We start from the raw sequence: 24,707 nt of genomic DNA, 5'->3' as shown, positions 1-24,707 counted from the left end.
TATAGCTTTTTACGCGTTAAAGAAATTGATAGCCTCGCTATTGCCAACGCTATTCAGAACTACCAGAAAGCTTGGAGCAACTATCGCAAGATTGGTCATGGAATCCCAACTTTCCATAAGAAACGCAGCGACTGGTCATATCAGACCAACTGTCAATATCCTAAGCAAAAAGAAGCTTTTCTTGATAATGGGACGGCTAGGTTTATTGATGCTCAGCACGTTAAAATGCCTAAGCTGGGAATTGTCCGCATTGCTGGCTTTAGAAGGCTAATCAAAGAGCGCTTACTTAACCATATTCCAACTCGAATCGGCACAGTCACGATTAAAAAGACCGCTGACGAGCAATTCTACTTATCAATGCAATTAGGCAGCGATACTGCTTTTGTTAAAGAATTGCCTAAGACGCAGAGTCAAATTGGCATTGACCTTAACCTTGATAATTTCTTAACAGCATCTAACGGATCAATGGTCGCTAATCCACGTTTTTACTGTAAAGCCAAAAAGAAGCTTGCCCATGCCCAGCGTGTCTTGTCTCGCCGGCAGCGCTGGGCTAAAAAAGAAGGACGCAATTTGCGGCTAGCAAAAAACTATCAAAAGCAGCGTTTAGTTGTAGCTAAACTGCACGACAAGATCAGAAGACAGCGTAATGACTTCTTGCAAGTACTCTCAACTGTACTAATCAAAAACCACGATTTAGTAGTTGCCGAGGAACTAAGAAGCAGAAATCTGTTAAAGAATCATGCCTTGTCTCAAGCTATTTCAGATGTTGGTTGGCGCAAGTTTCTTAACATGCTGGCTTATAAATCCAAGCTATATGGCAAAGAGTTCATTACTATCGACCCCAAGTACACTACGCAGAGATGCCATCAATGTGGCACGATCATGGGGCATAATGGCTATCGCAAACTTAGGCTGACTGATCGTGAATGGGTTTGCCCAATGTGTCAGACTCACCATATTCGTGATTGGAATGCAGCGATCAATATTATTGAGAAGGCACAAGTCATTTGGAGCAATCCAATAATCAAAAAGAAAAAAGTAGCCTAAAAAGGCAGTAGTCCGTTGGCAACTCACGGACTCAAAAGGCTTTGATAATTAGGCGACCTCTATCGCTAATAGTTGCGAGATTATTAGTGACAAGCCGAGCCTGTATCTAAGCAAGTTGGTGTTCTGGTTAGTGCAAGCTAACGAGCCACCAAGCCCCAGAATTTATTCTGGGGTAGTTGACATGAGCTTTATGACATTATGTATGATCATCTTGATCCCAATGGTTGGTGGCCGGGACGTTCTGATTGGCAGGTAATTTGGTCAACAGTCTTGATCCAAAACACTAACTGGAAAAATGTAGATAAGGCTTTAGACTCCTTATATCAAGCGACTGGCTTCTTACCTGCTAACATTTTGGACATGAGTGATGAAAAATTGCAGCAAGTAATTGCCCCCGCTGGTTCTTATACTCGTAAAGCACAAACAATTAAAAACATTGCGCTATACTTTAGAGATCGTTTTAATTATGATCTTGAACTAGCTCAACAGCAGAATAAACAAGACTTGCGTAAAGAAATCTTGGCTATTAAAGGAATTGGACCAGAGACAGCAGACGTAATCTTAATGTATGGTTTGCGTAAAGGTGAATTTGTAGTTGATCAGTATTCGCGTAGACTTTTTGCATGCCTGGGTTGGCGAGATGTCCCACCTTATGAGAAAGCAAAAAAGATCATTGAAGAAAATTTAACTGATTTTACTCTGCGTAATTATCAAAATTTTCATGCAATGATCGATATGTTTGGACAAAAATATAAGTTGCCAAAGCAGTTTAATGAATCATTTTTGAAAGATTATTATTTAATGACACCTAATCAAGGTAAATAATATGCAGACTATTTTTACATACCACTCACCCTTGGGCAAAATATTATTAGCTAGTGATGAACGAGGATTAATTGGCTTGTGGTTTGCAACTAGCAAGTACTATGCAGATATTTTAAACGATGAGGTAAAAGTGGGTTCTGATGAATACATCAAATCTGCTCAAAAGTGGCTTGATCAATACTTTACTGGACAAAAGCCTGATTTTATTCCTCAATTACATTTAATTGGGACTACCTTTCAAAAGGGAGTTTGGCAAACTCTTCTACAGATTCCTTATGGACAAACTTTCACATATAAACAAGTTGCGCAATCGGTCGCAAAAGATCCACATCATTTACCTATTCGCGCAGTAGGTGGTGCTATAGGTAGAAATCATATTTCTCTAATGGTTCCCTGCCATCGTGTAATTGGATCAAATGGCAACCTAACGGGTTATAGTGCAGGAATAGATAAAAAAGTAGAATTATTAAAATTAGAAAGCATACTATAATCTAAATTATGTAAAAAAAGGCGAGACATCTTGTCTCGCCTTTTTATTCATCTTCAAATAATTTATGTGGACCATCATTAAGAGAAACTTTTGGAAATTCTGTTTCTTGTGACTTAACTTGATCCTCATCTGCTAATTCAGCTTTCATTAACTCATCTTTTGCTTTGTTAGGGGTACTTTCTAAAAATAAAGTTTTGTTTTCTGTATCCTTTTCAGCTTCACGCTTTTTATGATCTCTTTTATAGAAATAAATAGAGCTTGCAACCATAGCACTTACGGCACCAATACCTGCACAAATCCAACCTAGTTTACATTTCATCATAATATCACCTTTTTCTATAAAAACCATCACTTTTATATTAATAATTATATCTGATACTGTAATTAAACTCATTTTTTATGCTTACGACCGATTATTTCAATTTTATACCGAATAATTTAAAAATACGGTTTTCTCAGGCAATATCTCATATAATTCAAAATAAAAGGAGAAAAAGATGAAATTTAAGCTTTTAATAGAACCTAAAAAAGAAGAATTAGTTCAAGCACAGGTACATCAAGAAAATGAATTTACAAATAAGTTAAAGTTATTTGTATTAACCAATGGTAATTCTAATCAAATTGCCGCATATGATGACAAAGATTTAATTGCTTTATCTTTGGATCAAATCGTTTTGATTACGATTATCGACAATAAGATTTGGGCTATTTGCAGCGATAATAAGAAATACCAAATACGAAAACGAATTTATCAGCTAGCAGGTGAGTTACCTAACAACTTTTGGAGAATTAATAAATCAAGTATAGTGAATCGCTATCAAATCAAACGTTTTAAGGGAACTAAATCAGTTGGTGTAAACGTAATTATGAAAAACGGATTAACAGATTATGTTTCAAGAAGATGTTTTTCAAAAATTAGAAAGGAGTTGGATTAACATGAAACGGTTCGTTAAAGATTTTATTTCACGAGGATTAATCGCTGCAGGTTTTGGCCCGCTTATTTTAGTAATAATTTATTATGGTTTTCAATTAACAGAAAATGTAACCAGTCGACCAATGACAGAAGTAAACATCAATATTCTATCGACCCTTTTCATGGCTTTCGTTGCTGGCGGAATTGGAGCTGTTTTTAAAGTTGAAAAAATTCCTCTAGGCATCGCAACGTTAATTGATGCAATTGTAATTTATCTAGATTACCTTTTCTTCTATTTAATAAATGGCTGGATTCTTGTTAAGGCAACACCCTTATTTATCTTTACTATTATCTATATTATTGGATATATAATTATCTGGCTAATTATATATAAAAAAGTGAAATCTCAAGTTAAAAAGATTAATCAGAAATTATAAAGAGGATTTTCCTTGTTTAGTAGGAAAATCCTCTTTTCTATAATTCTTTTACCATATTAAAACTACTTACATTATCAGGATCAGGGATATCATCACTAGTCTTACCCTCGTTTACAAAGCCTCGCTTTTCATAAAATGAAAATAACTTCGGCAAGCAAGTCAAAGTGACCGCTGTCCTATTTTGCTTCTTAGCAATCTTAGACAATTTATCTAATAATTTGGTAGCTATTCCTTGCTTTCGAAATTCCGGACTAACTGCCAGACTTAAAACTGTTTGATATTGATCATCTTTACGATTAAGATGATTTTTAAAATAGATTTCATCTTCAATATAGCGCTTATTAAATGCTGGACCAAAAACATGTCCTACTACTTGATGATCAATTTCTGCTACTAAAAAAGTATCAGGATAGTTTTCAATTCGCCCGATCATATCTTTTTGAGTCATTTCTTGACTCATCTCAAAAGTATCCGATTCAATAGAAACTACTGAATCCAAATCATTCATAGTTACTGATCTAATTATTAAATTCAATTTTTATCTCTCTTCATTATTATTTTTATCTTTTCTGATATATTCGTTCATGAGTTTAATCGGAAAAGGAAGAACCGTCAAATTTTTAAATTTAACCCAAACAACATCCATAGATTGTAAAAGCTGCTGCATATCTAGCAATTGCGACTTATTATCATCGTTTAAACATTCAATTTTTCTAACAACTGAAGCTACCGACTCTTTGGACTGCATCCCATTTCCAATAACTCCCACATTATAATATAGTTGATTTTGTGCGTAGAAATAATTCAAATTGATTAAACCGGCTAAATATTTATTTCTAGCCTCTTTGTTACGATATGCTAAAGTGCCTTTTTGGTTATTTGCCGCTTCATATAATGATGGCGATGGTATTGTTTTTAACGAAGTTTTGCTTACAGCATAGTAATTTTCATTTTGCTTATCTAAAATAATGTAGTCGTAAGCGGTCGTTAATTGATCGTTTCGTTCAATAAATAAATCATTCAAGAAAAACGGATCTTTAAAATTGGAAGTAATTACTTTAATTTGAAAATTAGTTTCATGACTCGTAAATTCTAGAGTTTGATTGCTTTTAGGATAATATTTATAAAAAGCCAAACTATCTAAGTCTAACCCAGTATTCAATGGTGAGAAATCTTGCATCTCTAAAATTGCTTTTACAGTCAATTCTTTAACTGCATTGATTAATGCGCTATCAATTACCGTTCCACTTTTATGCAGTACTCCTTCAATTGTTATATTTTGAATAATTTTAGCTTGATTTACGTAATACGTATCTTCTTTATCTTGGTTATCTTTTTTCAAATAGTAACCTAAATTGTGAATTAATGCTAAATTGTAATGACTACTTGTTTGACTGGGCTTAATTTTTATTGACAAGTTTTGACTAAAAAAGTCAGATATAGTCTTTACCGCTGATAAATTTTCTTGCGTTCGATCAATTAATGTAATTTCTTTATCTGACCAAAATGACTTAATTTTTTCTAATAATTTTTCTCCCCTTTTTTTTGATTAACGCCTTGATCATAACTCTCAGTTTGGATTTCTCTAAATTTTAATTTGTCAAAATATTGCGAGTAATGCTTATTCAATTGATCAATTAAATAATACATAATGCCACTTTTACTAGTTAAAAAGCTAGTTCTAGCTTGTCCAACTTTACCATTAAGATAAAAGAAAGGTGTTTGATCTGACTTCAGATTTTTATGGGTAGGATGCATTAAATACCAATCATTTTCTTCTCCGTCATGGTAACAATTTGCCATTTGTTTGATTGTGCTTTCTTGCAAATTAATCTCATAACGTGGACTGCGACCCCATGACTTTATATTTTTAATTAATTCTTGAGCTTGTTTTTTTTGATAATAGGATAGTTGAGTAAATGCTCGCGTTTGAATATTAATTACTAGATTTTTACTAAAGCTTACTTCTTCAAATTTTAATTTTTCATTTTCTTCTGTGTTGGTATTAACATACAATTTTCCCAATAAATTACATCCCTTAACTGTAGAGAATACTTGTAGTTGAATTAATAGTAAGTTTAATATGATATTTGTTTCTACTTGTGCAAAATCACGCTGCTCAATTTTACCTATAGTCTCATCTAGTTCTGTTAAGCCACGCTTTAATTCAAAAATATTGGTTTTACCTTTATCCGTAAGGATATAAATTATGTCTTTGTTATTTTCTCTGATATAATTTACGGCCTTAATTACTGGTAACTTCTCTTGGTTACGGTTAAGTAAGGAGCGAGAGATATATTTACGTGTGCAATGTACCGCGTATAAATCAAAATCTTGATTTAGCTGATCAATCTTAAAATGCGGATCTTCCAATTGATTTAGATAAATTTTATTTCTTACTAGTGTCATTCCGTACCACCTTATCTAATAAGTCTTGCAATAATGCATTATCAATTTCACCATTATGTCTAAACAAATGAGGATAGTAATAGATCTTTTTTTCATTAATTTCGTTTCTGATTCCGCTATTTCGATAAGCATTTTCTTTTTCAAATTCGTAGAAATTAATAATCACGGCTGCATTACCTGTGGACTCATTTAATTTATTTTGAATATGCTTTTCGACATCTTTTGCAAGTACTGTAGTCCTACGTGAATCGTAATTCTTCATATCGACATATAGAATTCTCTGATCGTTTAACTTTAAAAATCCGTCAAAGCGTTCAAATTCATTCTGGGATAATTCCCTCATTTCATGGAAATCTAGATGATACTTCTGACAAATTAAAGCAAAAATCTCTTCTGAAATAGCTGCTTTATACAAATTGTTAAATGCGGCAGGCGTTAATAACCACTGACTCTTTTTACTAAAATCTAAATCATATTTTTCTCTTAGTAATGCTTGTTTTATCCATGAATTTTGCTTAAAAATTTTATTTAAATATTTAGCATATTTTTCTAGATTTAGACTAGTTAATTGGGCATTAATAGGTACTTGTTTTTGGAATTTTAAGTAATCTAATTTTTGTTGAGCTTTTCCCTGCTCAGAATCAATCAAAAGCACGTTTTTGAAATCAGGATCTTCCTCTTGATCGTGATAGTAATAGTATTTTGCATCTGGTTTAGACAGTCGATAATAAAATCCTTCGACTGTCTTACGTAAATGATCTGGTATTTTAGATAAAGTGCTAATTCGAGGATGTTTTACAATCCATTCCCGCATTTCTACCCACTGATATTGCATAGTTTCACTTAAAGAACGCAATTTATAAGCACGTTTGGCTAAGAAAGCTGCACCACTATTAATTAAAGCTAGCTCTTGCTTTTCCTTAATCGTTGCTAAACGATCTTGATATTTTGGATTTGAGGATAATCTATTTTTATTTTGCTCAATTAAGTCTTCAATCAGCACGTTAGTTCGTTTATGGCTTAAATAATCCCAGTCAATTTTATTTACAAAATTATAGTCATACTGGATTAGCATTTCTTTATTTTTGATATTTGTTCGACAAAGACGCCCTGTTATCTGTTCTAACTCTGCTGCAAGAGCATCCTGTGCAGGTAATAAGTCCCACATGCCATTACCTGATATTTTGCCAAAGTATTTTTGTAGTCTTGTTCTAACATCACGGAAAGATAAATTAGTTTGATTTGAATCGTATAATTCAAATTGTTCATAAATAATATGTCCTGCTCTGATTTTGAAATCATCTAAATCCTGAGTACCATTATTATTTGGATTTTCAAACATATGAGTAAGTGATTCTATATAAATTCCTGCAATATCAATAAATGGTTCATTCAAGTTGACAAAGCGTTGATCAATAATTGCAAAATCATGGCTATGTTTTTGATAATAGTCTTTATCTAGAAGATATTGAAGATTGGTTCCACGACCAAGAGCTTGCTTATTAGTAAGCATGATTTGAAATTTTCCTTTACCCCATGTTTCTTTAACATCGTCTATTTCTTGACGATTTTGTGAACTAATCACTTTGAATAAATCATCTGGAAATGGAATATTTAAGATTTCAATGGCTTCTTTTAACCAATTTAATTCGTCGATTCGTATTATTGCATTGGTATAGATGATGAATGCATTATTTGTAGAATTTTTTTGATTTAACTGCAAAAAATTAATGATTGCACTTAATAGACGTATTTTACGTTCAAAATTAAAATGAGTATTACTAATTTTTGAATCAGCATCTTGGCGTTCGGCTTCACATAAAAACGGTGCATCTGGATCTAATCCGTTGCTTACGCGATTAGCAATCAAACGAGCAGGATATTTATTCAAAATTCGTTCAAGTTGTAATTCTGTTGACTCTAAATGATTTTCATCTCTTAACAAAGTAGCTAAAGCTTGACTAAAAGTTTGTCCACTAATCATCAAGTTTTTTCCTGTCAACCTGGTGTCAATTTTTACTTTGCTTTTAATTAATTGATTTCGTTTTCTATTTTCTAAATCAAGTACCTCTTGCAATTTTGTAGGAATTTCTAAGAAGTTAACTATATTATTTTTTACCCAATTTAGATCAAAATTTCCTAATGGTGAGGGGTTTAAACTGGTTGATGATAATAAGATCGTCCTCATTTTATTTGCTACACTGGCAAGAATTTGTTCTGGTGTTGTCTTCTGTTGGTAGACACGAAGCTGGCCATTATTGTTAGCATCTTCACTTACAGTTAAATCAAATAGACGAAATCCAGAAGCATAGATGGTCTGATCATCTGTAAAACTTGCTTTAATATTTGGTAATTTTAAATTAAGTGCTTTATCCAAATAATTATCAATGAAGTATTTTGCTAACCTTCCTTCAGCATTAGTAGGCTGCAAAATCACGTTAACGATTTGCAAGTGTTCTTCTGATAACTCATAAACATTATGCAATTTTTCAGGATCAGTAATTTTTTTATTCAGATTTATCTTGAATTCATGATAATTTCTGGCGATTGAATAAGTCGTCTTTGCAATATAATGCAATAACCGAGTAAAGGAACTAGTTACTTTACTTAATCGAAATTCTGGATGCGTTTCGTAAAATTTTTGATCTATTGTAATCTCGTTAACAAGACGTTGAGAGTTAAATTTCCATACCAAATACTTTTCATCTTTTTTCAAGCCAAACAAAAAACTGCTTTTACCTGTGTTAAATAGAAATTTGTTAGTATTATCTCCCAAAAGTGCAGGATCAATTTTTAATGGGGACTGTAAATGATACTGATCATATGTCTTCTTGATCACTTGATAAAGTTGCTTAATTCTGGTTTTATTTGTTTTTCCAGAGGGGTCTTTGGCGTCTATGATTATTCGTTCCATGCGTCCAATAGCTGGCAAAATATTGGCGTAAAATCTTCGAATTAGAGTTGGCATATCTTCAACATCTTTAGACCCCATCTCACTTTCGATTAATTTATTGGTCCAATTTGATTTAATCTTATCTGATTCATCTAAAAAGAGAATAGGTGTCTGACTATTTTTAAAAGTCAAATCCCAATAATTGTCTTCATTTCCGATGGCTGTTTTATATGGGAAAACGAATTTATCCGCAGTCATGATCAAAACGTAATAACGACTGAGATCAGTATCTTTAAATAAATCACATATCCAAGGCGCCTTTTTAATTAAATAATTTAGCCGTTTTTGTTTGGTATTAAGTTTTATTTCTTCTTTTTGCGCCAATCTTTTTAAATCGTAATAAATTGTGCGTTTTAACCGAGAACTTAATTCTCCGAACGTATCATTTTCTTGTTTAACAAAGATATATTGTTTTGCAATTCTTTTTAGTAAAACAGTAGTATCTTTAAACGTCGCAGTATTTTGATCGAACCAGCTGCTTAAATAATCGTTGGCTAAAGTTTGATCATTTTCATAATCAGTCTTAGATAATAGTTCTTCTAGGAAATGTTTAACTTGATCAGGTACACTCTCAAACAGTAGAATTCTGCTTTCAAATTCAGGTAACTTTTCCTTTAAATCATGGAAAAATTCATTTCTAGTTTCAATTCCAGAAGTAACCACAAAAATCTTGGGTTTTAACTCAAGGTCTGGACTTTTTTGTAAAATCTCAGCGATTTTTTGAATCACTGCATGTGTTTTACCTAATCCAGTTGTTTGTTCAATTACTGATAGATACGTCCCTTCTTTTTGAGATAAAAAATAGTCTAATGCCTTTTTAGTAGAATTGGATTCGACTTTCATTTTTTCTTCTCCTTAATTTAAATATATAAATTGGAGGTCCTCCTTGTTTAATCGCACATGTGTTCACGTGTCATTATATCAAACACCTGTTCAAATGCAAAAATTTTTATAAAAAAACGATTATGTGATATACCACATAATCGCTATTGCTATAAATACTTCGATCCTTCTGTAATCGATAGTTTAGCCATTCTATCATAATTTTCAGCAATAAATTGTCTTGCCCATTCTGAATTTGTCTTAGAGTAATCACGTAAGGCCCATCCTATTGCTTTATTAATGAAAAACTCTTGACTGTTCAAATTATTTTCGATGATCTGAGCAAGTAAGTCAGTGTTCATTTTCTTTTTACGTAACAATTGATGTTCTATTGCTACACGTCTTACCCAAAAATCAGAATCTGTTGACCACTCAAGCATCAGTTCATTAATTCTTGCATCTCGTAAGCCAAAATCACCAATAGGCTTAATTAGACTATCGACTGTATCCCACCATTGTTTAGTTCTGACAAAACGTTCAATTCTATCAATATCGTTATAAGTAAGATATTTTTTCATTGCAATTAAATAATCACAAACAAAATATTGCATCTCTCGATATTGATCTTCCCAAGCTCGATTTAATAGATTCCAGTCTATTTTCTTCTTTTTCTTTTCTCGCAATAAAAAATCGTGATAGATCTTTCTTCGCTCGGGTGTATGAAACCATAAAATTTAAACTGATTTCGCATATAACCTGCTAGTTGTTGTGCTTGTTCAGGATTAGCTTTTTCTTCAAAATTCGCTTTTAGTTCTTGATAAAACAATTTGAACAATCCTTTTTTCTACTACCATAAAAATTCAACAATTTTATTAATTACTTGATCATTATTAGGCAAACTGCCATGATCAGCTTTTACTCCAGTAAACTTGATCGCTTGATATTTACTACCAGAAGTTAAATATTTCAATGATAAAGCAGAAGCTATTTCAACTACTCCATCCCCGCCATTGCCGATATCTCCATAAATATTAAGAATCTTCACTTTATTTGTTTTGTAAGCTGGACGAGCTTTTAACATTTGCTTGTATGTTTGATTCATTTTATTTGGTTTGCCATTTTTATCTAGTTTTAACCCTTTGGGTTGACGGAAGCTTGGCGGCAATTCTTGGAAATATGCTCCATCATAATGCCCTGCTATGCTCACTTGTTTAACTAACCGTGGCATATTTTTCTTTTGACCATTTTGAATCATGTAGTAAATTATCGCAATATTGCCTAAAGAGTAGCCAATCATATTAACTTTATTGATATGGTATTTCTTCTGCAAGGCTTTGACTACGTTGCTAGCATAAATTCCATTACGTGAAAAGTCAGGTTGTGTATTATCCTTGAAATTGACTTCAACGATTGGATTTTTAGCATTCTTTTTAATCCTGCCTTTTAATTTAACTTTTCCTGTCTCATCTACATTTGCACGAATTACACTATTTGTTTTACCAGCTTCTTTAGCAGCATCGACTAACGGCTTTTCATTCTTATAACTACCCATTAATCCGTGAAAATATAATGTAGGAGTATCTTTAAATCTCGGTTTAGGCTTAACCATAGTGGTTTTGCTTTTATGTACTTGCTTTTCTTTTGAACTATTATTGCAAGCTGCCAGTAAAGGTATCAACAATAACAACATGATAAACAGATGATTTATTTTTCTCATTTTTGACCCGATTCTATTTTGCTTTATTGACTAAATAATCTCAGATTTGTGTTAAAAAAGTCAATTTTTCGATTTTTTCTTTTATTTTGATCAGATGTTTGGTATATTTTATACGAACACAAGTTTTTTCAGGAGGAGACGAATGAGTAATTTAATTAAAAAGCTATATCATCAACTTGTGCTTATGAAGAGCAATGTTCGACCTTTATTATTTTTGTTGATGAGAGTATTTCATACAAAAAGCAATATGATCAGATGACTACTGATAGGTTTATTGCCGCCTTTTATATGATAGATGCTCAAAGAATGCAGGCATTAAATCAGCTTTATAAGGAGATTTACCCTAACAATAATAAACGAGAGAAAAAGAGTAATTCCGTTTCTGATAGAATCAATCGGAAAGCCTTAGAAGTGGCTAAGCCCTTTTTAACATCAGCTTTGATATTAGAACGTCCAGCTTGTGACCTTAATCAATTTACAGATATTAAAGAACTGATGTTTTTGTCACTAGAACTTCTATCATATATTCATCCAATTAAGACGCTTTTACTAGAACTTAAAAAATGCATCAATTCTTCACAAATTAAAGTATATGTTGTAATTGATGAGACCTCACAAAATCATGTTGATCCATGTCTTTTATTAAATTGAACTCTGCTACAGGATATTGCCAAGAACATTAGTGATGAGGAGGTTAAGTTTGAGGTTAATTATTATACTGAAAACAGTCGAAAAAGTTATGGTATCCAAGTTGCTGACATGTTGGCTGGAGCCTATCGTAAAGAAATGGTATATCAAAATCAAATTGATGCAAATCTCATTCCCTTTCCTTATCATCGTTTGACCTTAACTTCTGATTTAAAAGAAAACTCAAAGTTCTTAGAAACATTAGGCTATGTTGTTTATAATAATCAACTGGCAAAAACACAAATTATTGAGCCAAATAGTAAACGTAATTCACTAATTATAGTCCAAAGCGTAATTAACTCAATAAAGAAATTAGTTAAGAAAAGAAAACAAATCAGACAGGCTAAACAAGTTGATCATTTTAAAAGATCGAATCAGCTACTCTTAAATCTAAGCACACTTGATAATAAGAAAAAGCGGCAAAAAGTTATCGCTCTTTGTAGTAAAATGAACAAAAGATTGTGCCAATATGCTAAAAAATCAAGCTTAAAGCCACACAACTATGTGGTAACATTGAGCAAAAAAGTAGATTCTAAACATCACCAAAAGACTTTAAAAACTTACGCAATAACATCAAGCAATTGAACAAAATATGTCGAGAGTCAAAGTCACGTAATAATATCATTCTTGAATTAAAAGTGTTTAACAAAGAGATTAGTAAATACTGTTAAGATAAAATTTGAACAGATAGCAAACATTAAGGAGATAAAAATGACAAAAATTGGAGTAATTGGTGTAGGACAAATGGGTAGTGCTATTATTAAAGGACTAAAAAAAGATGCAACGAATAAAATAATTGGAGAAAATCCAGTTAATCCCCGTGTCAGTAGATTAGCAGAAAAACTAGATTTTAAATTAGTCCATGCAATACATGATTTAATCAACTTGGATCTAGATTATGTATTTTTAACTACTCCAGCTAAGATTACACTTCAAATCATCCCTGAACTAATTAATCTGGACGCCAAAACCACCATTATTTCTTCGGTAGCTGGTGTTGGGTATAATAATTTGGAAAACATTTTACCTAATCATTCAATTATTAGAATCATTCCTAATACTCCAGTAGCGATTAACGCTGGCACTATTGGATTGTTTATACCAGCTAATATCTCTAAAATTAATGCTGTGAAAATAACTCATTTTTTAGAACAACTAGGAGATGTAATTTCTGTTAAAGAAGATCAATTAAGCATTGTAGGGACTATTGGTGGCTGTGGTCCTGCCTTTGTGGATGTTTTTCTTGATGCGCTTGGGGATGCTGGCGTTCTGAATGGTCTTCCTCGTAATCTAGCTAATCAGTTAGCTGCCAGCATGGTTAAGGGCTCTGCTACTTTGGCTAGTGATAGTAAAATAGCCCCTGCTTTATTGCGTGATCAAGTATGCTCACCCGGTGGGACTACTATTAAAGGTGTAACTAGCTTAGAGGCGAATGGCTTTCGTCATGCTGTAATCGAAGCTGTTAATCAAGCAAATCAAAATTAAAAAATGGGCGGAAAATTCTCCGTCCATTTTTAGTAAGTAATTATTTAGTTTTTACCTAACCAATGCATATTTTGATGATTCTTTTTACGCCAGATATATTCAATAATAAAACTAATCACTAATAAGAAGATGACTGCAATCCAAGTTAAAATTTCACCATTCATGATAGCTTGAGCAAAAAGCAATGCGAATAATACTAAGTTAAGAATAACAGCAATTACTAATAAAAAGCGGTTAGCTCCCGTTTGTTTTACCAAACGCAAATGTCCTACGTTAACCATAGCATATACAAGCAAAAATGCTAAACTTGCCATTTCTCCTACTGATGATAATGGGAAGATGACTACAAAAATACAAACTAATAAGCTAGTAAAAAATAGCCCCGTGTTTCACCAAAGTGAGTCATTGCTCCAAATTTAGGTGGAATTTAATCTACTTTAGCAATTCTTATGCCCAAATTTTCATCACCGAACATAGTTGAATTAACAGCTGACGCTGTCGCAACCAAAGCAGTTAAACCAATTAAAATCATGCCTACTTTTCCAAACACAGCTTCACCAGCGGTAGCTAAAACATGTCCTTGATTTGCTACTGCCACTTTAACACCGATGGTCATAATTACTATTGCACTAGCTATGATATAAATTAACATTACAATGATCAACGATAAAAATAGTGCTATTGGCAATTGTTTTTTAGGATTTTTCATATTACCAGCTGTATTAGTAACTACACCAACCCCTTCATAAGTTACATAAAGTAGACCAGCAGCAGAAAGGATTCCTATAATTCCATTACCTTTATCTGCAGTAGTAATCAAAGGAACATAAGCCTGAGCTAATCTAAAACCTATAAAGGCAATCAAAATAATAAGTCCCAATGCAATAATGGCTGTTTGGGCACGTGCTACTTGTTTTGAACCTAATACATTAATAAAAACCACTAAAATTACGATAGCGATACTAATTGCTTTGCCAATCCAACTGGAATTATTGAGGCCAGTCAATTGACATGCATATTCTGAAAATCCAGCGGCATATAATGCCATGACTATAATCCAGCCTAAATACTGAAAACATTGAGTCCACCTGCTAGAAGGCCATCACCAAAACCTTTTAGTAAAAATTTTGCTGCACCACCACGATCCGGATACTTCATCCCTAGTTTGGAATATGAGTATACAGAAAAAGCAACTACAACCCCACCAATCAAAAATGATAATGGTAACCAAATTCCTGCAGATTTAGCTGCAAGACCAAGCAAAGTATAGAGCCCTGCTCCCATCATGCCGCCAACACCAATGGTAGTAGCTCCCACTACTCCAATGGATTTGTTTTGTCCCTGTTTTTTCATAATCTTCCTCCATTTCGTTCACCTCATTATATATTTTATTGATAATAATTTGCGGTGTTAAACTTACTTAATTTAAGTCAAAAAAATAAGCTGATTAACAGCCTATTTTTACTCGATTAAAAGAACAATTTACTCATAATAATCATGAAAATTAATAAACAACATGAACTAATAGCTGCAGCTCCAAATACTGCGCCGCCACGTTTAAAAATCACCTTAAAGTTGACAGAAATCCCTAAAGCGGCCATTGCCATACCCAAGAAGACATATGCAGCCTGGACTAATGCGTCTAAGAAGGTGGCAGATAATGGCAAAAAAGTACCTAAAATACTTGTCAAAATAAATCCACCCAAGAACCAAGGAATTGGTAATTTCTTAGGTTTATTGGTGTGATCTATAACACTTTCTTCTACTAAACGGTGTTGATACCAATAACCAACGATTAAAGCTACTGGTGCTAGTAATAAAACGCGGGATAATTTCATAATTAAAGCATTGTCTAAACTTATTTCACCAAAGGCACCGCCTGCAGCTACTGCATGAGCAATTTCATGAAGTGAACCACCAGCTACGATACCAAATTGAGCATTAGTTAAGCCAAGTATTGGTTTTAGAACAATTTCAAGTAATGTGAAAACTGTTCCCATGACACAAACTACTGCTACAGCAAGTACTTCGTTTTCTCGTTTGCGCTCTTCATTATTAGTTTCAATTTGAGGAGAAACTCCCATTACTGCCGCGGCGCCACAAACACCACAACCGCAAGCTGATAAAATTGCTAATTCATCTTCAGCGCCAAACTTATGACTTAACCAGTAAGTAAGAACGATTGTACCAGTAACAGCTACTGCGGCAACTAATATAGTCTTAATGCCGGCAGCTGCCAATTTTTCAAGATTAAGACGAAAACCTAACAAAATAATTCCTAATCTCAAAAACTTGTTAGAAATAAAACTGATGCCACCTTTAGCTTCCGTTTGAAGACTAGCAGGAGTTAATTGCATGCAAATTCCTAGTAAAAGAGCTAAAACTAGTGCTCCAATTAAATTAACATATGGTAATTTAGCTAATAAAATACCAGCTACTGAACAAATTAAAGTTAGAATTGTCGCTAACCAAAATGATTTTGTTCTAATAATACTCATTTTTTTAATCTTCCTCCAGAATGTATTATTTGTTAATTAAAAAATTAGCATTTCAGGTTCTTATCATACCATATTCATTAGCTTAAGTAATGCTCATTTAAAAAAGCACATTTATGTCATATTTTATACTGAATAACCACCAAATAATTGTAATTGCTGGGCCTTTTGCGATAAATCGATACTGTTAACTCTTTTAATTGTAAATTCATTTAATTTTAAATATCTATTAGAGCCCGCATTAAGAGTGAGATTCAAAGTATTGTTAGTTACATTTGGTACTGCAAATTTTCCATATTTTGCATAATTTTTAAACTGCATGACTTGGATGTATTTGTGTGAATCATTAAGCACATAGTGCTTAAGACTGTTGAAACCTAAATCAGAATTAACGAAATTATATTGTCCTGCTTGTGGCGTCTTAAAAAGTGCTGTAACACATCCATTAAGTGGAATATACAAATTATCTTTAACGAGCGTATCTTTAGAAGCATAATTAGGGGCTAAATAAAAATTAGCTAAATATGTAATTTTAGGTCTTTTTAGTTTCTTGCGATAACTATAACCATATGCATCCTGAATTGTTTTATATCTTTTTATCCTTTTCTTAGGAATTAATTCATAAGCTTCACCTATTGCTAGTTGTGATTTAGGAATTTCAGTTTTTTTATTTTTATTCTTCGAAGAAGCCGTTAAATGTACAAAATGATTCTGATTATCTGTTGTCTCTGCTTTATGAAACATCAATAGTCCCACAGCAGCAGCTAAAGAAACGAAGAACATTACAATATCAAAAATATAATGCAATCTTCTAAAAATAGCTGATCTTATTTTATTTGTATGCTTCACAATCTTGCCTTGTTTCCTCCGATCGTTCATTATAGACAAATTGTACCTAAAATAATGATTATCTGCAAAGTAACAATTGCTAGTATCGTGGATAAACACATTGTCGTCTTGATTTTAGGACTCGGCATTACCTTTCCAGCATGTTTTAACCAATACTGGTCAGTCGATGAAAAATAATTAACGATTACTTCATACAGCAATAACGATTTTAAAAAGTTAGCCCAATTATTCAATTTGACCAGTAAAGATCAAACAATAATCAATCTCTCTAACGTTCAAGAAGCCGCTATTGTTTATCGTAAAATTGTCCGTCTAAGTCCCTTCAACTTCAATCCTGATCACCTTTTACTTGGGATAACTACTAAGGATGGTAAGGAAATTGATCTGGACTTAGGTAACATTGATTATCAAGGTCTGGCAACAATTACGCTTTACCTTAGTGAAGCTGGAGCAAAAGTCAGTGATCAGCAAGGGATTCTTCGATTATTGTCTGAAAATCAAAATTTGTTCAAACATTTCCACAAGAAATGGGCTTCGTTATAAGTAGAAATAATTTAGTTGTCTTAAAATATCAATAAACAATTAAAAACCTCTTAGGGAATTTTTCTCTAGGAGGCTTTTTTAGCTAATACTTTCTCTAGATACATTAAATTTTACCTTTTCTTTTCCTATTTCTTTAAAATCTACAATATAAATCTTGTTAGCCTTACATTTTGTCAAATTTAGAATCCTTTCTAGTAAGTTGCTAAGAAAATTCAAATTTATGAAAATGATATAGTTTTACTTTTTATTCTAAATTTTAGTCAAAGTCCACAAACTACGGTTAGCTTTTTTTATTATCGCATAAACTTTTGCTAGATTGATGACGAGTTTGCCAACTGCCCCTAGCGTTATACTTACTGCAATAGACCGAGCCATCACGCGGCTTTCGCATAATATCAACAAATATTCAGTCTGTCGATCTTCCGCAAAAAATCTCTTATTGAACATCGACAGATATTTTCTAAATATACAAATTTCATACCTTCCTGATTTTGGTTTAATTAGGAAATAATATATAAGCATCAGTTTTATATATTTTATAGAGAAAAGAAGAAAAATGAAGACATTAATAATCTACGCTCATCCTTACGATAAAAGCTTCAACCACGCAATTTTCACAAAAGTTCAACAAATCTTAAAAGCAAGAAAGGAAGAAAGGAAGAATTTTCAGCTATAGATCTATATTGGGATAACTTTAACCCAGCATATGATGCGCGTAAACTTTCCTTATTTAAAGCTGGTAAAACCAGTGATCCTAACGTTAAAAAATATCAAAAGCTTTTGAAAGAAGCTAATCGCCGTATCTTTATCTTCCCAGTTTGGTGGAATGATACCCCTGCAATTATTAAGGGCTTCATCGATAAAGTCATGAAAAAACAATTTGCATATAATGTTGGTGCTACTGGTGTCATTGGGCATTTAAAGAATATTCAGCGTGTTGAAGTAATGACGACTCTACCTCACCCACCTGGTATTTGAAAATGTTCTGCGGTAGTGCCATTAAAAGTGTTTTCATCAATTCAACCTTGAAACAATTAGGGATGAAACATATCAAATGGTTAAGCTTTGGCAATATTGATAAAAGTTCTGCTCAAAGAAGAAAACAATATTTAGAATCATTAGTCCAAAAGATCTGAACAAAAGCACGTTACTAACTAACCAGTAACGTGCTTCTTTCTATTCTGCTATATCCAATCTCACTCTGTGATCCGTCACCTGCTCAATGAAGTATTCGTCATGTTCAATCAACAACATGGCAGGTTTGACCTTTTTCAATAATTCAATCAGTTGATTTTGATTGAAAACGTCTAGATAATTTGCTGGTTCATCCCATAAATACAAGTCGGCTGGTTCAACTAGAGATTTAGCCAGTGCTACTCGTTTTTGCTGTCCCATACTCATCTCTTCAATCGGTGTCACAAAACTTGCTCGTGGAAAGCCCATCTTTTTCAAATTATTGAGTAATTCCTCATAAGAAATTTTATGTTCATATGCAAAATTGTGTAAAGTGCCATGATATTCTGTAAAATTTTGTGGCAAATATGAAATCGATAAACCATTTGCTAGTTCATACTTACCTTGATAAGTGACTGAAAATGTTTTATTTAACAACATTTTCAAGAAAGTCGATTTGCCAGAACCGTTCTTTCCTTCAAGAGAAACAATACCGTGATTTTTAACCACTAAATTTAGATCTTTAAATAAATTTTTACCATCTATTTGCAAATCAAGATGTTGCGCTTCAAGTAAAGTCGAATGGTAATTAGTTTGAAAATTCATTGTCAGTTCTGGAATATCTTCAATGTTAGTCATCAAGCCTTGTTTTGCTTGAATATCATCGTTCATTCTTCGTTCAACATTTTTGGAGCGCTGCATTACTTTAGCAGCTTTATGACTGTAAAAGCCCTTATTAATATACGCATGAATTTCATTAGAGTGAGCCTTTGCGTTCTTTTGATTTTCAGATTTACTTGAATATCCCTTTAGACGTAAACGACTTTCATTCAATGTACGAATCTCGCCTTTCAGTTTCTGATTCTTCTCGCGGTTAAACTGATCTCTTTTCTGCTTCGTATCTTCATATGCAGTAAAGTTTCCCTGGTACAAATGAATCTCCGTATTTTCAATCGCCAAAATATGATCGGTTACTTGATTCAAAAAATCACGATCGTGACTAACCACGATATAGCCCTTTTCATGCTTACCTAGATAATTGCTAATCTCTTTTCTACTGTCTTCATCTAAATGATTTGTAGGTTCATCAATTAAAGCAAAAGAATCTTTATCTGTAAAAGACAATGCCAGTAAAACTTTAGTTTGCTCACCACCACTTAAAGTATTAAACGGCTGCCATAACAAGTTGGGGTCGACACTCATTAAATTCAACTCACGTTCTAATTCCCACTCTTCGAAAGCAACATGCTTCTGTAACTCATATAAGGTAATATTCTTTTGATCCTCAACTTTAATTGGATAATATGAAAAACTTAGCCGAGTTTGAATCTCGCCTAGACCATGTAATTTTCCACGCAGCAAGTTCAAAAATGTTGTCTTACCACGTCCATTTCTGCCCACAAGTCCTAGTTTCCAAGTACTATCTAAGTTTAAGTTCAATTTATTAAAAATATTTTCACTGCTATCATCATATCTGAATGATAAATTTGAAATTCTAATGTTGCTCATAAAATCGCCTCGTAAAAAAGAGCCTACACTTCCGACAAGTGCAGACTCTCCTTCAGTATTTTACGCGTAGAAAAAGAAGGTATCGCCTATCCTTAATCTTGTCAAAAGTGCATAGTCTCTCCGTCATAAATCTGGAATAATTATTCAACTATGCTTGAATTTGCAAGATTAAAGACGCAATGGCGACCCTTCTTTCCATAAAATGAATTTCAATTGATAAAACTAGAATAACATGAAAATATTAGATTGGCAAGTTGTTTTGGATACTTTGATACTATTTATCCTTCTATCTTTTTACCATCTGTATATTTTCTTTTGGCATTGATCTTTAGCTTTTTTACAATATCTTCACCTAAGTCACTACCTAGCATTTCAGAAATTCCTAAGAGAAAAATTGCTACATCAGCTAATTCTTCATTTATGTTGTCATGATCGTCTTTTAACCATGCTTGAAATAATTCATTAACTTCACCATACAGTAAAAGCAACTCAAATTTTACATCGGTAGTATTGAAACCATGATTTTTCTTATTCTCGATAACTGCTTTTTGTAATTTCTGCGTATCAATAATCAAACTAGTATTCCCCTTTATCTTTTTACTACGTCATTCATCACAACTTCTAGTTCATCTTCCAAACTCATATCAATCGTGAATTTCTTTTCGGGAATAAAACCAATATAATCCTTCTGTAGCCACCATGAACGCATTTTTTCTTCGCCAAAAGAAGAAATATGCCGTCCTTGATGCCTTTTCATTGTTTCTTCAAAAGGAATGTCAAAATAATAGGCATTAATTCTGTCTCCAAATAATTCTTTTGCTTTCTTAAACACTGGAGCATACCACTTAACATTCAAGATTCCCTCTAAAATTACGTAGTCACAATGCTCATGACCATACCCCAATAAATCCATCAACAAAGAGATTGCTGGATTATCAGCTCCATCTTTTGCATTTAACATTTCTCTTCGAACTGTATCTTGAGGAATGAGTAGAGTGTTTTTACCTATTTTCTTTTGGATTTGCTTAGATAAAGTAGTTTTGCCACTACCCGAATTACCTCTAAGAATGATTAAGTTGGACATAAGACATAGTACCTCCTTCTTAATTAACAGCATCTTTTATTGTTGCATCCCTATCAAATTCATATTCAAATCCTCGGATAGTCACTATCGGAACCATATTGCCTCTTTGTCCCATCAGCAATCCAGCGGAAGCAGCAAGCATATCACAGATAGTTTCAACATTAATTTTTCCGTTACTCTGAGTTTTTCGAAGACCATTTATTCCATAAAGCCCAACTTTGAACACGTTCAAATTAGTGCTGTTTCTACAACTAGTTCATCACAAGCAATTAAAAGCAAAAAGTTTGATGTAACTCAAGTACTTAATATGCAATATGATGAAGTAAAACATACTAAAGGTGTCAACTTTGTTGGAGAAAAGGGCATGACTTATAGTTTTATTGCCTTTAAAGTTGGAAAATGGGATGAAAAACTAGGTAAAAATGTTCAAAATCCACATACTAAGATGAATAATCTGTCCTTACGAAAAGCTATGCTTCATGCAATGAATATCGATCAAGTTAACCAGAGATTCTTCCGTGGATTAGACTACCGCGTTAATTCATTAATTCCTGCTCAATTTGGTAAATTTCATGATGCTAAGGTTCCGGTTTATTCCTCTAATTTAGAAAAAGCAAATAAATTATTAGATCAAGCTGGCTATAAAAAAGATAAGCAAACAGGATATCGTCTACAACCTAATGGAAAAAAGTTAACTATTAATTTAGCTGTTCACGTTTCAGATATTAATGTAGAAGCTTTATGGACAAACTATATTCAGGAATGGAAAAAGATTGGTTTGAAGGTTAAGTTTTTAACAGGACGTCCAATGGAGTTTAATAATTGGGTTAATGCAATTAAATCAATTGATCCTAGAATTGATGTTTTATCTAATGCTTGGGATCCATCGGGTGATCCCTCTCCTGCTGTATTCTATGGAGAAAAAATGCCTTATAATTTTGCCCACTTTGTTTCACCAATGAATAATAAATTATTAGATGAAATTGATTCTAAAAAAGCATTTAATGAAAAATACCGCGTGCAGAAAATGCATGAATGGCAACAATGGATGTATAAAAATGCATATGTCGTACCAACAACTGGTACTTATTCAATCACTGCAGTAAATTTAAAAATTACTGGATGGTCGCTTAAACCTTCAGCTGATGTTTGGTATGAAGCTGGTTTTAGCAAGAATTAATAAACCTACATTATAATCCAATTATAAATATTCTTCCTTAAAAATATAATTTCTATATTGAGATAACTGTCAAACTTTTGTAAATTTGTTAAAATTAAACTGAAAATACAATATTCTTCCCACCGGAGAACAAACTTGTAAGAGCAATTAATACACTTCATTAGGTCTTTGAAGAAGTGTATTGGTTGCTTTTTTTAGTTTTAGAAAGTAAAAAAGATAACGTGGATTTACTTAATATTAGCAGGATTATGTGAAGTTTGGTGGGCAACAGCAATGAAACTTAGCGATGGATTTCATCAGATTGGCTGGTCTATTATCACTATCATTGGCATGATAGCTAGTTTTGCAGGCTTAATTATTGCTTCGAAGCATTTACCTATTGGAATCGCCTATCCTGTTTGGACGGGTATTGGTGCAGTGGGATCTGTAATTGTAGGAGTTGTTCTTTTTCATGACCAGATGAATTGGCTTACCTGAATATTTGTAATTTTGCTTATTATTTCTATTATCGTAATAAAGATTTCTACATGAAAATAGCATAAAAATACTCTGCAACTAACAGCTTTTGCTTAATAGTTACAGAGTATTTTTTTATTCAATTTAATTTATTAAACAATCTTATCGTAGCCTAATGCTTTTTGTGCAACTAAGTTTACCATGTTCCATTGACGATCGAAACTTGGTGAGAAGAAGAAATCAGCTTCAGCTAAATCTTCTAACGTCAATTTTTCTCTAATTGCAAGAGACAATACGTTAGCTTGACCTGTAATGTCATATGTCGACAAAGTGGAGCCACCTAAAACTTGATGGCTGTTCTTGTCATAGACCAATGAAATGTAAATTTCTGGATTCTTGTCTGCTGGAATGTAATCTGGTCTCAAGGTATCCTTCAATGTAATTTCTGCCACATCCATACCAGCCTTTTCTGCATTCTTCTTGTTTAAACCAGTAGTTACAGCATGCATGCCAAATGCTTCTAGCACTTGTGCACCAACAATTCCAGTAAATGGTCTGGATGGTGTTAATTCAAATAAGTGCTCAACAACATATTGTGCTTCATGACGAGCAGCAATGGCAGATGGGATTGGAACCCGACGGTTAGCTGGAATACTATATGGGAATACGGCATCCCCAATTGCATAAATATTTGGTACATTGGTTCTAAAGTATTCATCAGTCTTGATATAACCATTGTCATAAAGATCAATAGTGCCATCAAGCCAATCTGTGTTTGGCTTAACTCCAATTGCTTCAATTACTAAATCAGTTGGAATATCACCATGATTAGTTTTAACTGCTTCAACACGTCCGTTACCAGAAAAGCCCTTAACCATAGTATCCATTGCTAGGTTAACGCCATTTTTAGTTAAAACTTTTTCAAAAACATCAGTGTAGGTATTGTTTAAATATTTCTCAAGTGGCTTCTTACCACCATCAATTAAAGTTACGTTCTTGCCAGCTTTGCGCATAACTTCTGCTGCAGCAATTCCATTACCAGCGCCGATGATTGCTACGTTTTTAATACTATCATCGTTTTTAGCTACTTCAATCTCTTTTGCCCAGTCGTAACCACGCATTAAAAGAACATTCTTTAAGTCACTGCCAGGTACTGAAAGCTTCGCTGGATTTACACCAGATGAAATAATCAATTTATCAAAATGAAAATCTTTCTTTTCTCCTGTTTTAACATTTTCGGCAGTTACAGTATTGGTGTAAGTATTAATTGCGGTGGCCTTAGTATTGTTATACATGTGGCCGCCTCTATTCTTTAAATCCTCGGCTCTGAAATTACGAACATCATTAATGCCAGTAGTTTCACCTTCAAGATAAAGCTTCATTCCACAAGACATGAATGAAATATAATCAGATTGTTCTAGAACGGTGACATCAACGTTGTCATAGTGATTCAAAATTTCAAAAGCGGCCTCATGACCACCATGAGAAGCTCCGATAATAACTATTTTTCTCTTATCCATAAAAATCCTCCTAACTTTTTAGATTGAATGTTGGCTTTGTAACACTTTTACCCTAACACTTACTGTTACCAAAGTTAATTGATATGACTTAGAGCTAGATAATTTATGTTCAC

27 protein-coding genes and 2 pseudogenes are annotated in these 24,707 nt (G+C 33.0%); 12 read left to right on the top strand and 17 right to left on the bottom strand.

What is annotated here, in order from left to right:
* The 3 genes from B5E95_RS06195 to B5E95_RS06185 all read left to right on the top strand — a co-directional run.
* A partial coding sequence (locus tag B5E95_RS06195; RefSeq protein WP_143437559.1) for an RNA-guided endonuclease TnpB family protein occupies positions 1–1,047 on the top strand: 1,047 nt, incomplete at its 5' end.
* A gap of 198 nt (positions 1,048–1,245) precedes the next feature.
* Positions 1,246–1,872 carry an endonuclease III domain-containing protein gene (locus tag B5E95_RS06190; RefSeq protein WP_087176421.1) on the top strand — a complete coding sequence of 209 codons (627 nt, stop codon included), beginning with the start codon at positions 1,246–1,248 and terminating at the stop codon, positions 1,870–1,872.
* Between the two features lies 1 nt (position 1,873).
* Positions 1,874–2,362, top strand: coding sequence for a methylated-DNA--[protein]-cysteine S-methyltransferase (locus B5E95_RS06185; RefSeq protein WP_087176420.1), 489 nt, complete (start codon positions 1,874–1,876; stop codon positions 2,360–2,362).
* A gap of 43 nt (positions 2,363–2,405) precedes the next feature.
* Here the strand turns inward: B5E95_RS06185 and B5E95_RS06180 are convergent, their stop codons facing one another.
* Positions 2,406–2,756 (bottom strand): hypothetical protein, encoded by a 351-nt coding sequence (locus B5E95_RS06180; RefSeq protein ID WP_233187034.1) that lies wholly within the window; start codon positions 2,754–2,756, stop codon positions 2,406–2,408.
* 103 nt (positions 2,757–2,859) lie between these two features.
* On the opposite strand from B5E95_RS06180, the gene B5E95_RS06175 reads away from it, so the two are divergent.
* Both B5E95_RS06175 and B5E95_RS06170 read left to right on the top strand, forming a co-directional pair.
* A complete protein-coding gene (locus B5E95_RS06175) occupies positions 2,860–3,297 on the top strand; it encodes a LytTR family DNA-binding domain-containing protein (RefSeq protein WP_087176418.1) in 438 nt (145 codons plus the stop codon).
* A 1-nt stretch (position 3,298) separates the two neighbouring features.
* Entirely contained in the window at positions 3,299–3,712 is a 414-nt protein-coding gene (locus B5E95_RS06170) for a DUF3021 domain-containing protein (protein WP_087176417.1), read from the top strand.
* Positions 3,713–3,749: 37 nt separating this feature from the next.
* Here B5E95_RS06170 and B5E95_RS06165 read toward each other — a convergent pair whose 3' ends face one another.
* The 6 genes and pseudogenes from B5E95_RS06165 to B5E95_RS06145 all read right to left on the bottom strand — a co-directional run bounded on the left by B5E95_RS06165 (position 3,750) and on the right by B5E95_RS06145 (position 11,613).
* On the bottom strand, positions 3,750–4,247 hold the full coding sequence (locus B5E95_RS06165) for a GNAT family N-acetyltransferase (protein WP_025006373.1): 498 nt from the start codon (positions 4,245–4,247) through the stop codon (positions 3,750–3,752).
* A gap of 3 nt (positions 4,248–4,250) precedes the next feature.
* A complete protein-coding gene (locus B5E95_RS10930; protein WP_239442310.1) occupies positions 4,251–5,054 on the bottom strand; it encodes a hypothetical protein in 804 nt (267 codons plus the stop codon).
* A 179-nt stretch (positions 5,055–5,233) separates the two neighbouring features.
* A complete protein-coding gene (locus tag B5E95_RS10925; RefSeq protein ID WP_239442312.1) occupies positions 5,234–6,121 on the bottom strand; it encodes a hypothetical protein in 888 nt (295 codons plus the stop codon).
* A complete protein-coding gene (locus B5E95_RS06155; protein ID WP_087176416.1) occupies positions 6,102–9,917 on the bottom strand; it encodes a hypothetical protein in 3,816 nt (1,271 codons plus the stop codon). The genes B5E95_RS10925 and B5E95_RS06155 overlap by 20 nt, the downstream gene beginning before the upstream one ends.
* Positions 9,918–10,066: 149 nt before the next feature.
* Positions 10,067–10,722 (bottom strand): annotated as a pseudogene (locus B5E95_RS06150) (DNA alkylation repair protein).
* A gap of 21 nt (positions 10,723–10,743) precedes the next feature.
* Positions 10,744–11,613 carry an alpha/beta hydrolase gene (locus tag B5E95_RS06145; protein ID WP_056945494.1) on the bottom strand — a complete coding sequence of 290 codons (870 nt, stop codon included), beginning with the start codon at positions 11,611–11,613 and terminating at the stop codon, positions 10,744–10,746.
* Positions 11,614–11,868: 255 nt separating this feature from the next.
* Between B5E95_RS06145 and B5E95_RS06140 the strand changes: the two genes are divergently transcribed.
* From B5E95_RS06140 to proC, 3 genes are all read left to right on the top strand, one after another.
* Positions 11,869–12,264: a hypothetical protein gene (locus B5E95_RS06140; RefSeq protein ID WP_025006376.1), complete on the top strand. Its 396-nt coding sequence runs from the start codon at positions 11,869–11,871 to the stop codon at positions 12,262–12,264.
* A gap of 108 nt (positions 12,265–12,372) precedes the next feature.
* Positions 12,373–12,885, top strand: a complete 513-nt coding sequence (locus tag B5E95_RS06135; protein WP_087235839.1) for a hypothetical protein — start codon at positions 12,373–12,375, stop codon at positions 12,883–12,885.
* 126 nt (positions 12,886–13,011) lie between these two features.
* Entirely contained in the window at positions 13,012–13,785 is a 774-nt protein-coding gene (gene proC / locus B5E95_RS06130) for a pyrroline-5-carboxylate reductase (protein WP_025006378.1), read from the top strand.
* Between the two features lie 44 nt (positions 13,786–13,829).
* Here the strand turns inward: proC and B5E95_RS06125 are convergent, their stop codons facing one another.
* The 5 genes from B5E95_RS06125 to B5E95_RS06110 form a co-directional block, all read right to left on the bottom strand.
* Positions 13,830–14,099: a hypothetical protein gene (locus B5E95_RS06125; protein WP_087235836.1), complete on the bottom strand. Its 270-nt coding sequence runs from the start codon at positions 14,097–14,099 to the stop codon at positions 13,830–13,832.
* Between the two features lie 113 nt (positions 14,100–14,212).
* Positions 14,213–14,833, bottom strand: coding sequence for an amino acid permease (locus tag B5E95_RS06120; RefSeq protein WP_272867347.1), 621 nt, complete (start codon positions 14,831–14,833; stop codon positions 14,213–14,215).
* Positions 14,834–14,847: 14 nt separating this feature from the next.
* On the bottom strand, positions 14,848–15,138 hold the full coding sequence (locus tag B5E95_RS11065) for an APC family permease (protein ID WP_272867346.1): 291 nt from the start codon (positions 15,136–15,138) through the stop codon (positions 14,848–14,850).
* Positions 15,139–15,254: 116 nt separating this feature from the next.
* Complete coding sequence (locus tag B5E95_RS06115) at positions 15,255–16,283, bottom strand: YeiH family protein (RefSeq protein ID WP_087176411.1); 1,029 nt, start codon at positions 16,281–16,283, stop codon at positions 15,255–15,257.
* 123 nt (positions 16,284–16,406) lie between these two features.
* Entirely contained in the window at positions 16,407–17,129 is a 723-nt protein-coding gene (locus tag B5E95_RS06110) for a hypothetical protein (RefSeq protein ID WP_087176410.1), read from the bottom strand.
* Between the two features lie 234 nt (positions 17,130–17,363).
* Here B5E95_RS06110 and B5E95_RS06105 point away from each other — a divergent pair, with 234 nt between their 5' ends.
* Together B5E95_RS06105 and B5E95_RS06095 are read left to right on the top strand one after the other, a co-directional pair.
* Positions 17,364–17,672, top strand: coding sequence for a hypothetical protein (locus B5E95_RS06105; RefSeq protein WP_241146326.1), 309 nt, complete (start codon positions 17,364–17,366; stop codon positions 17,670–17,672).
* Positions 17,673–18,228: 556 nt separating this feature from the next.
* Positions 18,229–18,808: pseudogene (locus B5E95_RS06095) on the top strand (NAD(P)H-dependent oxidoreductase).
* A 40-nt stretch (positions 18,809–18,848) separates the two neighbouring features.
* Here B5E95_RS06095 and abc-f read toward each other — a convergent pair.
* The 4 genes from abc-f to B5E95_RS11155 all read right to left on the bottom strand — a co-directional run bounded on the left by abc-f (position 18,849) and on the right by B5E95_RS11155 (position 21,580).
* On the bottom strand, positions 18,849–20,354 hold the full coding sequence (gene abc-f, locus B5E95_RS06090) for a ribosomal protection-like ABC-F family protein (RefSeq protein ID WP_087235832.1): 1,506 nt from the start codon (positions 20,352–20,354) through the stop codon (positions 18,849–18,851).
* A 278-nt stretch (positions 20,355–20,632) separates the two neighbouring features.
* Positions 20,633–20,929, bottom strand: coding sequence for a MazG-like family protein (locus B5E95_RS06085; RefSeq protein ID WP_087176407.1), 297 nt, complete (start codon positions 20,927–20,929; stop codon positions 20,633–20,635).
* A 14-nt stretch (positions 20,930–20,943) separates the two neighbouring features.
* Positions 20,944–21,438, bottom strand: a complete 495-nt coding sequence (locus tag B5E95_RS06080; RefSeq protein WP_087235830.1) for a kinase — start codon at positions 21,436–21,438, stop codon at positions 20,944–20,946.
* A gap of 19 nt (positions 21,439–21,457) precedes the next feature.
* On the bottom strand, positions 21,458–21,580 hold the full coding sequence (locus tag B5E95_RS11155; protein WP_236697271.1) for a hypothetical protein: 123 nt from the start codon (positions 21,578–21,580) through the stop codon (positions 21,458–21,460).
* Between B5E95_RS11155 and B5E95_RS06075 the strand changes: the two genes are divergently transcribed.
* Together B5E95_RS06075 and B5E95_RS06070 are read left to right on the top strand one after the other, a co-directional pair.
* Positions 21,545–22,618 carry an ABC transporter substrate-binding protein gene (locus B5E95_RS06075; protein ID WP_241146325.1) on the top strand — a complete coding sequence of 358 codons (1,074 nt, stop codon included), beginning with the start codon at positions 21,545–21,547 and terminating at the stop codon, positions 22,616–22,618. The genes B5E95_RS11155 and B5E95_RS06075 overlap by 36 nt on opposite strands.
* 216 nt (positions 22,619–22,834) lie before the next feature.
* Positions 22,835–23,095, top strand: a complete 261-nt coding sequence (locus tag B5E95_RS06070; protein WP_051519018.1) for a DMT family transporter — start codon at positions 22,835–22,837, stop codon at positions 23,093–23,095.
* Positions 23,096–23,226: 131 nt separating this feature from the next.
* Here B5E95_RS06070 and B5E95_RS06065 read toward each other — a convergent pair whose 3' ends face one another.
* A complete protein-coding gene (locus tag B5E95_RS06065) occupies positions 23,227–24,594 on the bottom strand; it encodes an FAD-dependent oxidoreductase (protein ID WP_087235826.1) in 1,368 nt (455 codons plus the stop codon).
* Between the last annotated feature and the right edge of the window lie 113 nt (positions 24,595–24,707).

It is taken from the genome of Lactobacillus gallinarum, from assembly GCF_002160635.1.
GTDB lineage: Bacteria > Bacillota > Bacilli > Lactobacillales > Lactobacillaceae > Lactobacillus > Lactobacillus gallinarum.
Note: the sequence above shows the minus strand (reverse complement) of the source record. Positions and strands in the feature narration are given on the sequence as shown.

Coding starts and splice junctions, on each gene's coding strand:
- B5E95_RS11065 (WP_272867346.1), bottom strand. CDS start 15,138: ATGAAAAAACAGGGACAAAACAAATCCATTGGAGTAGTGGGAGCTACT.
- abc-f (WP_087235832.1), bottom strand. CDS start 20,354: ATGAGCAACATTAGAATTTCAAATTTATCATTCAGATATGATGATAGC.
- B5E95_RS06145 (WP_056945494.1), bottom strand. CDS start 11,613: ATGAGAAAAATAAATCATCTGTTTATCATGTTGTTATTGTTGATACCT.
- B5E95_RS06115 (WP_087176411.1), bottom strand. CDS start 16,283: ATGAGTATTATTAGAACAAAATCATTTTGGTTAGCGACAATTCTAACT.
- B5E95_RS06180 (WP_233187034.1), bottom strand. CDS start 2,756: ATGAGTTTAATTACAGTATCAGATATAATTATTAATATAAAAGTGATG.
- B5E95_RS06185 (WP_087176420.1), top strand. CDS start 1,874: ATGCAGACTATTTTTACATACCACTCACCCTTGGGCAAAATATTATTA.
- B5E95_RS06080 (WP_087235830.1), bottom strand. CDS start 21,438: ATGTCCAACTTAATCATTCTTAGAGGTAATTCGGGTAGTGGCAAAACT.
- B5E95_RS06155 (WP_087176416.1), bottom strand. CDS start 9,917: ATGAAAGTCGAATCCAATTCTACTAAAAAGGCATTAGACTATTTTTTA.
- B5E95_RS06170 (WP_087176417.1), top strand. CDS start 3,299: ATGAAACGGTTCGTTAAAGATTTTATTTCACGAGGATTAATCGCTGCA.
- B5E95_RS06135 (WP_087235839.1), top strand. CDS start 12,373: ATGTTGGCTGGAGCCTATCGTAAAGAAATGGTATATCAAAATCAAATT.
- B5E95_RS06120 (WP_272867347.1), bottom strand. CDS start 14,833: ATGGCATTATATGCCGCTGGATTTTCAGAATATGCATGTCAATTGACT.
- B5E95_RS06190 (WP_087176421.1), top strand. CDS start 1,246: ATGTATGATCATCTTGATCCCAATGGTTGGTGGCCGGGACGTTCTGAT.
- B5E95_RS10925 (WP_239442312.1), bottom strand. CDS start 6,121: ATGACACTAGTAAGAAATAAAATTTATCTAAATCAATTGGAAGATCCG.
- B5E95_RS06065 (WP_087235826.1), bottom strand. CDS start 24,594: ATGGATAAGAGAAAAATAGTTATTATCGGAGCTTCTCATGGTGGTCAT.
- proC (WP_025006378.1), top strand. CDS start 13,012: ATGACAAAAATTGGAGTAATTGGTGTAGGACAAATGGGTAGTGCTATT.
- B5E95_RS06125 (WP_087235836.1), bottom strand. CDS start 14,099: ATGGCAAGTTTAGCATTTTTGCTTGTATATGCTATGGTTAACGTAGGA.
- B5E95_RS06175 (WP_087176418.1), top strand. CDS start 2,860: ATGAAATTTAAGCTTTTAATAGAACCTAAAAAAGAAGAATTAGTTCAA.
- B5E95_RS11155 (WP_236697271.1), bottom strand. CDS start 21,580: ATGCTTGCTGCTTCCGCTGGATTGCTGATGGGACAAAGAGGCAATATG.
- B5E95_RS06140 (WP_025006376.1), top strand. CDS start 11,869: ATGACTACTGATAGGTTTATTGCCGCCTTTTATATGATAGATGCTCAA.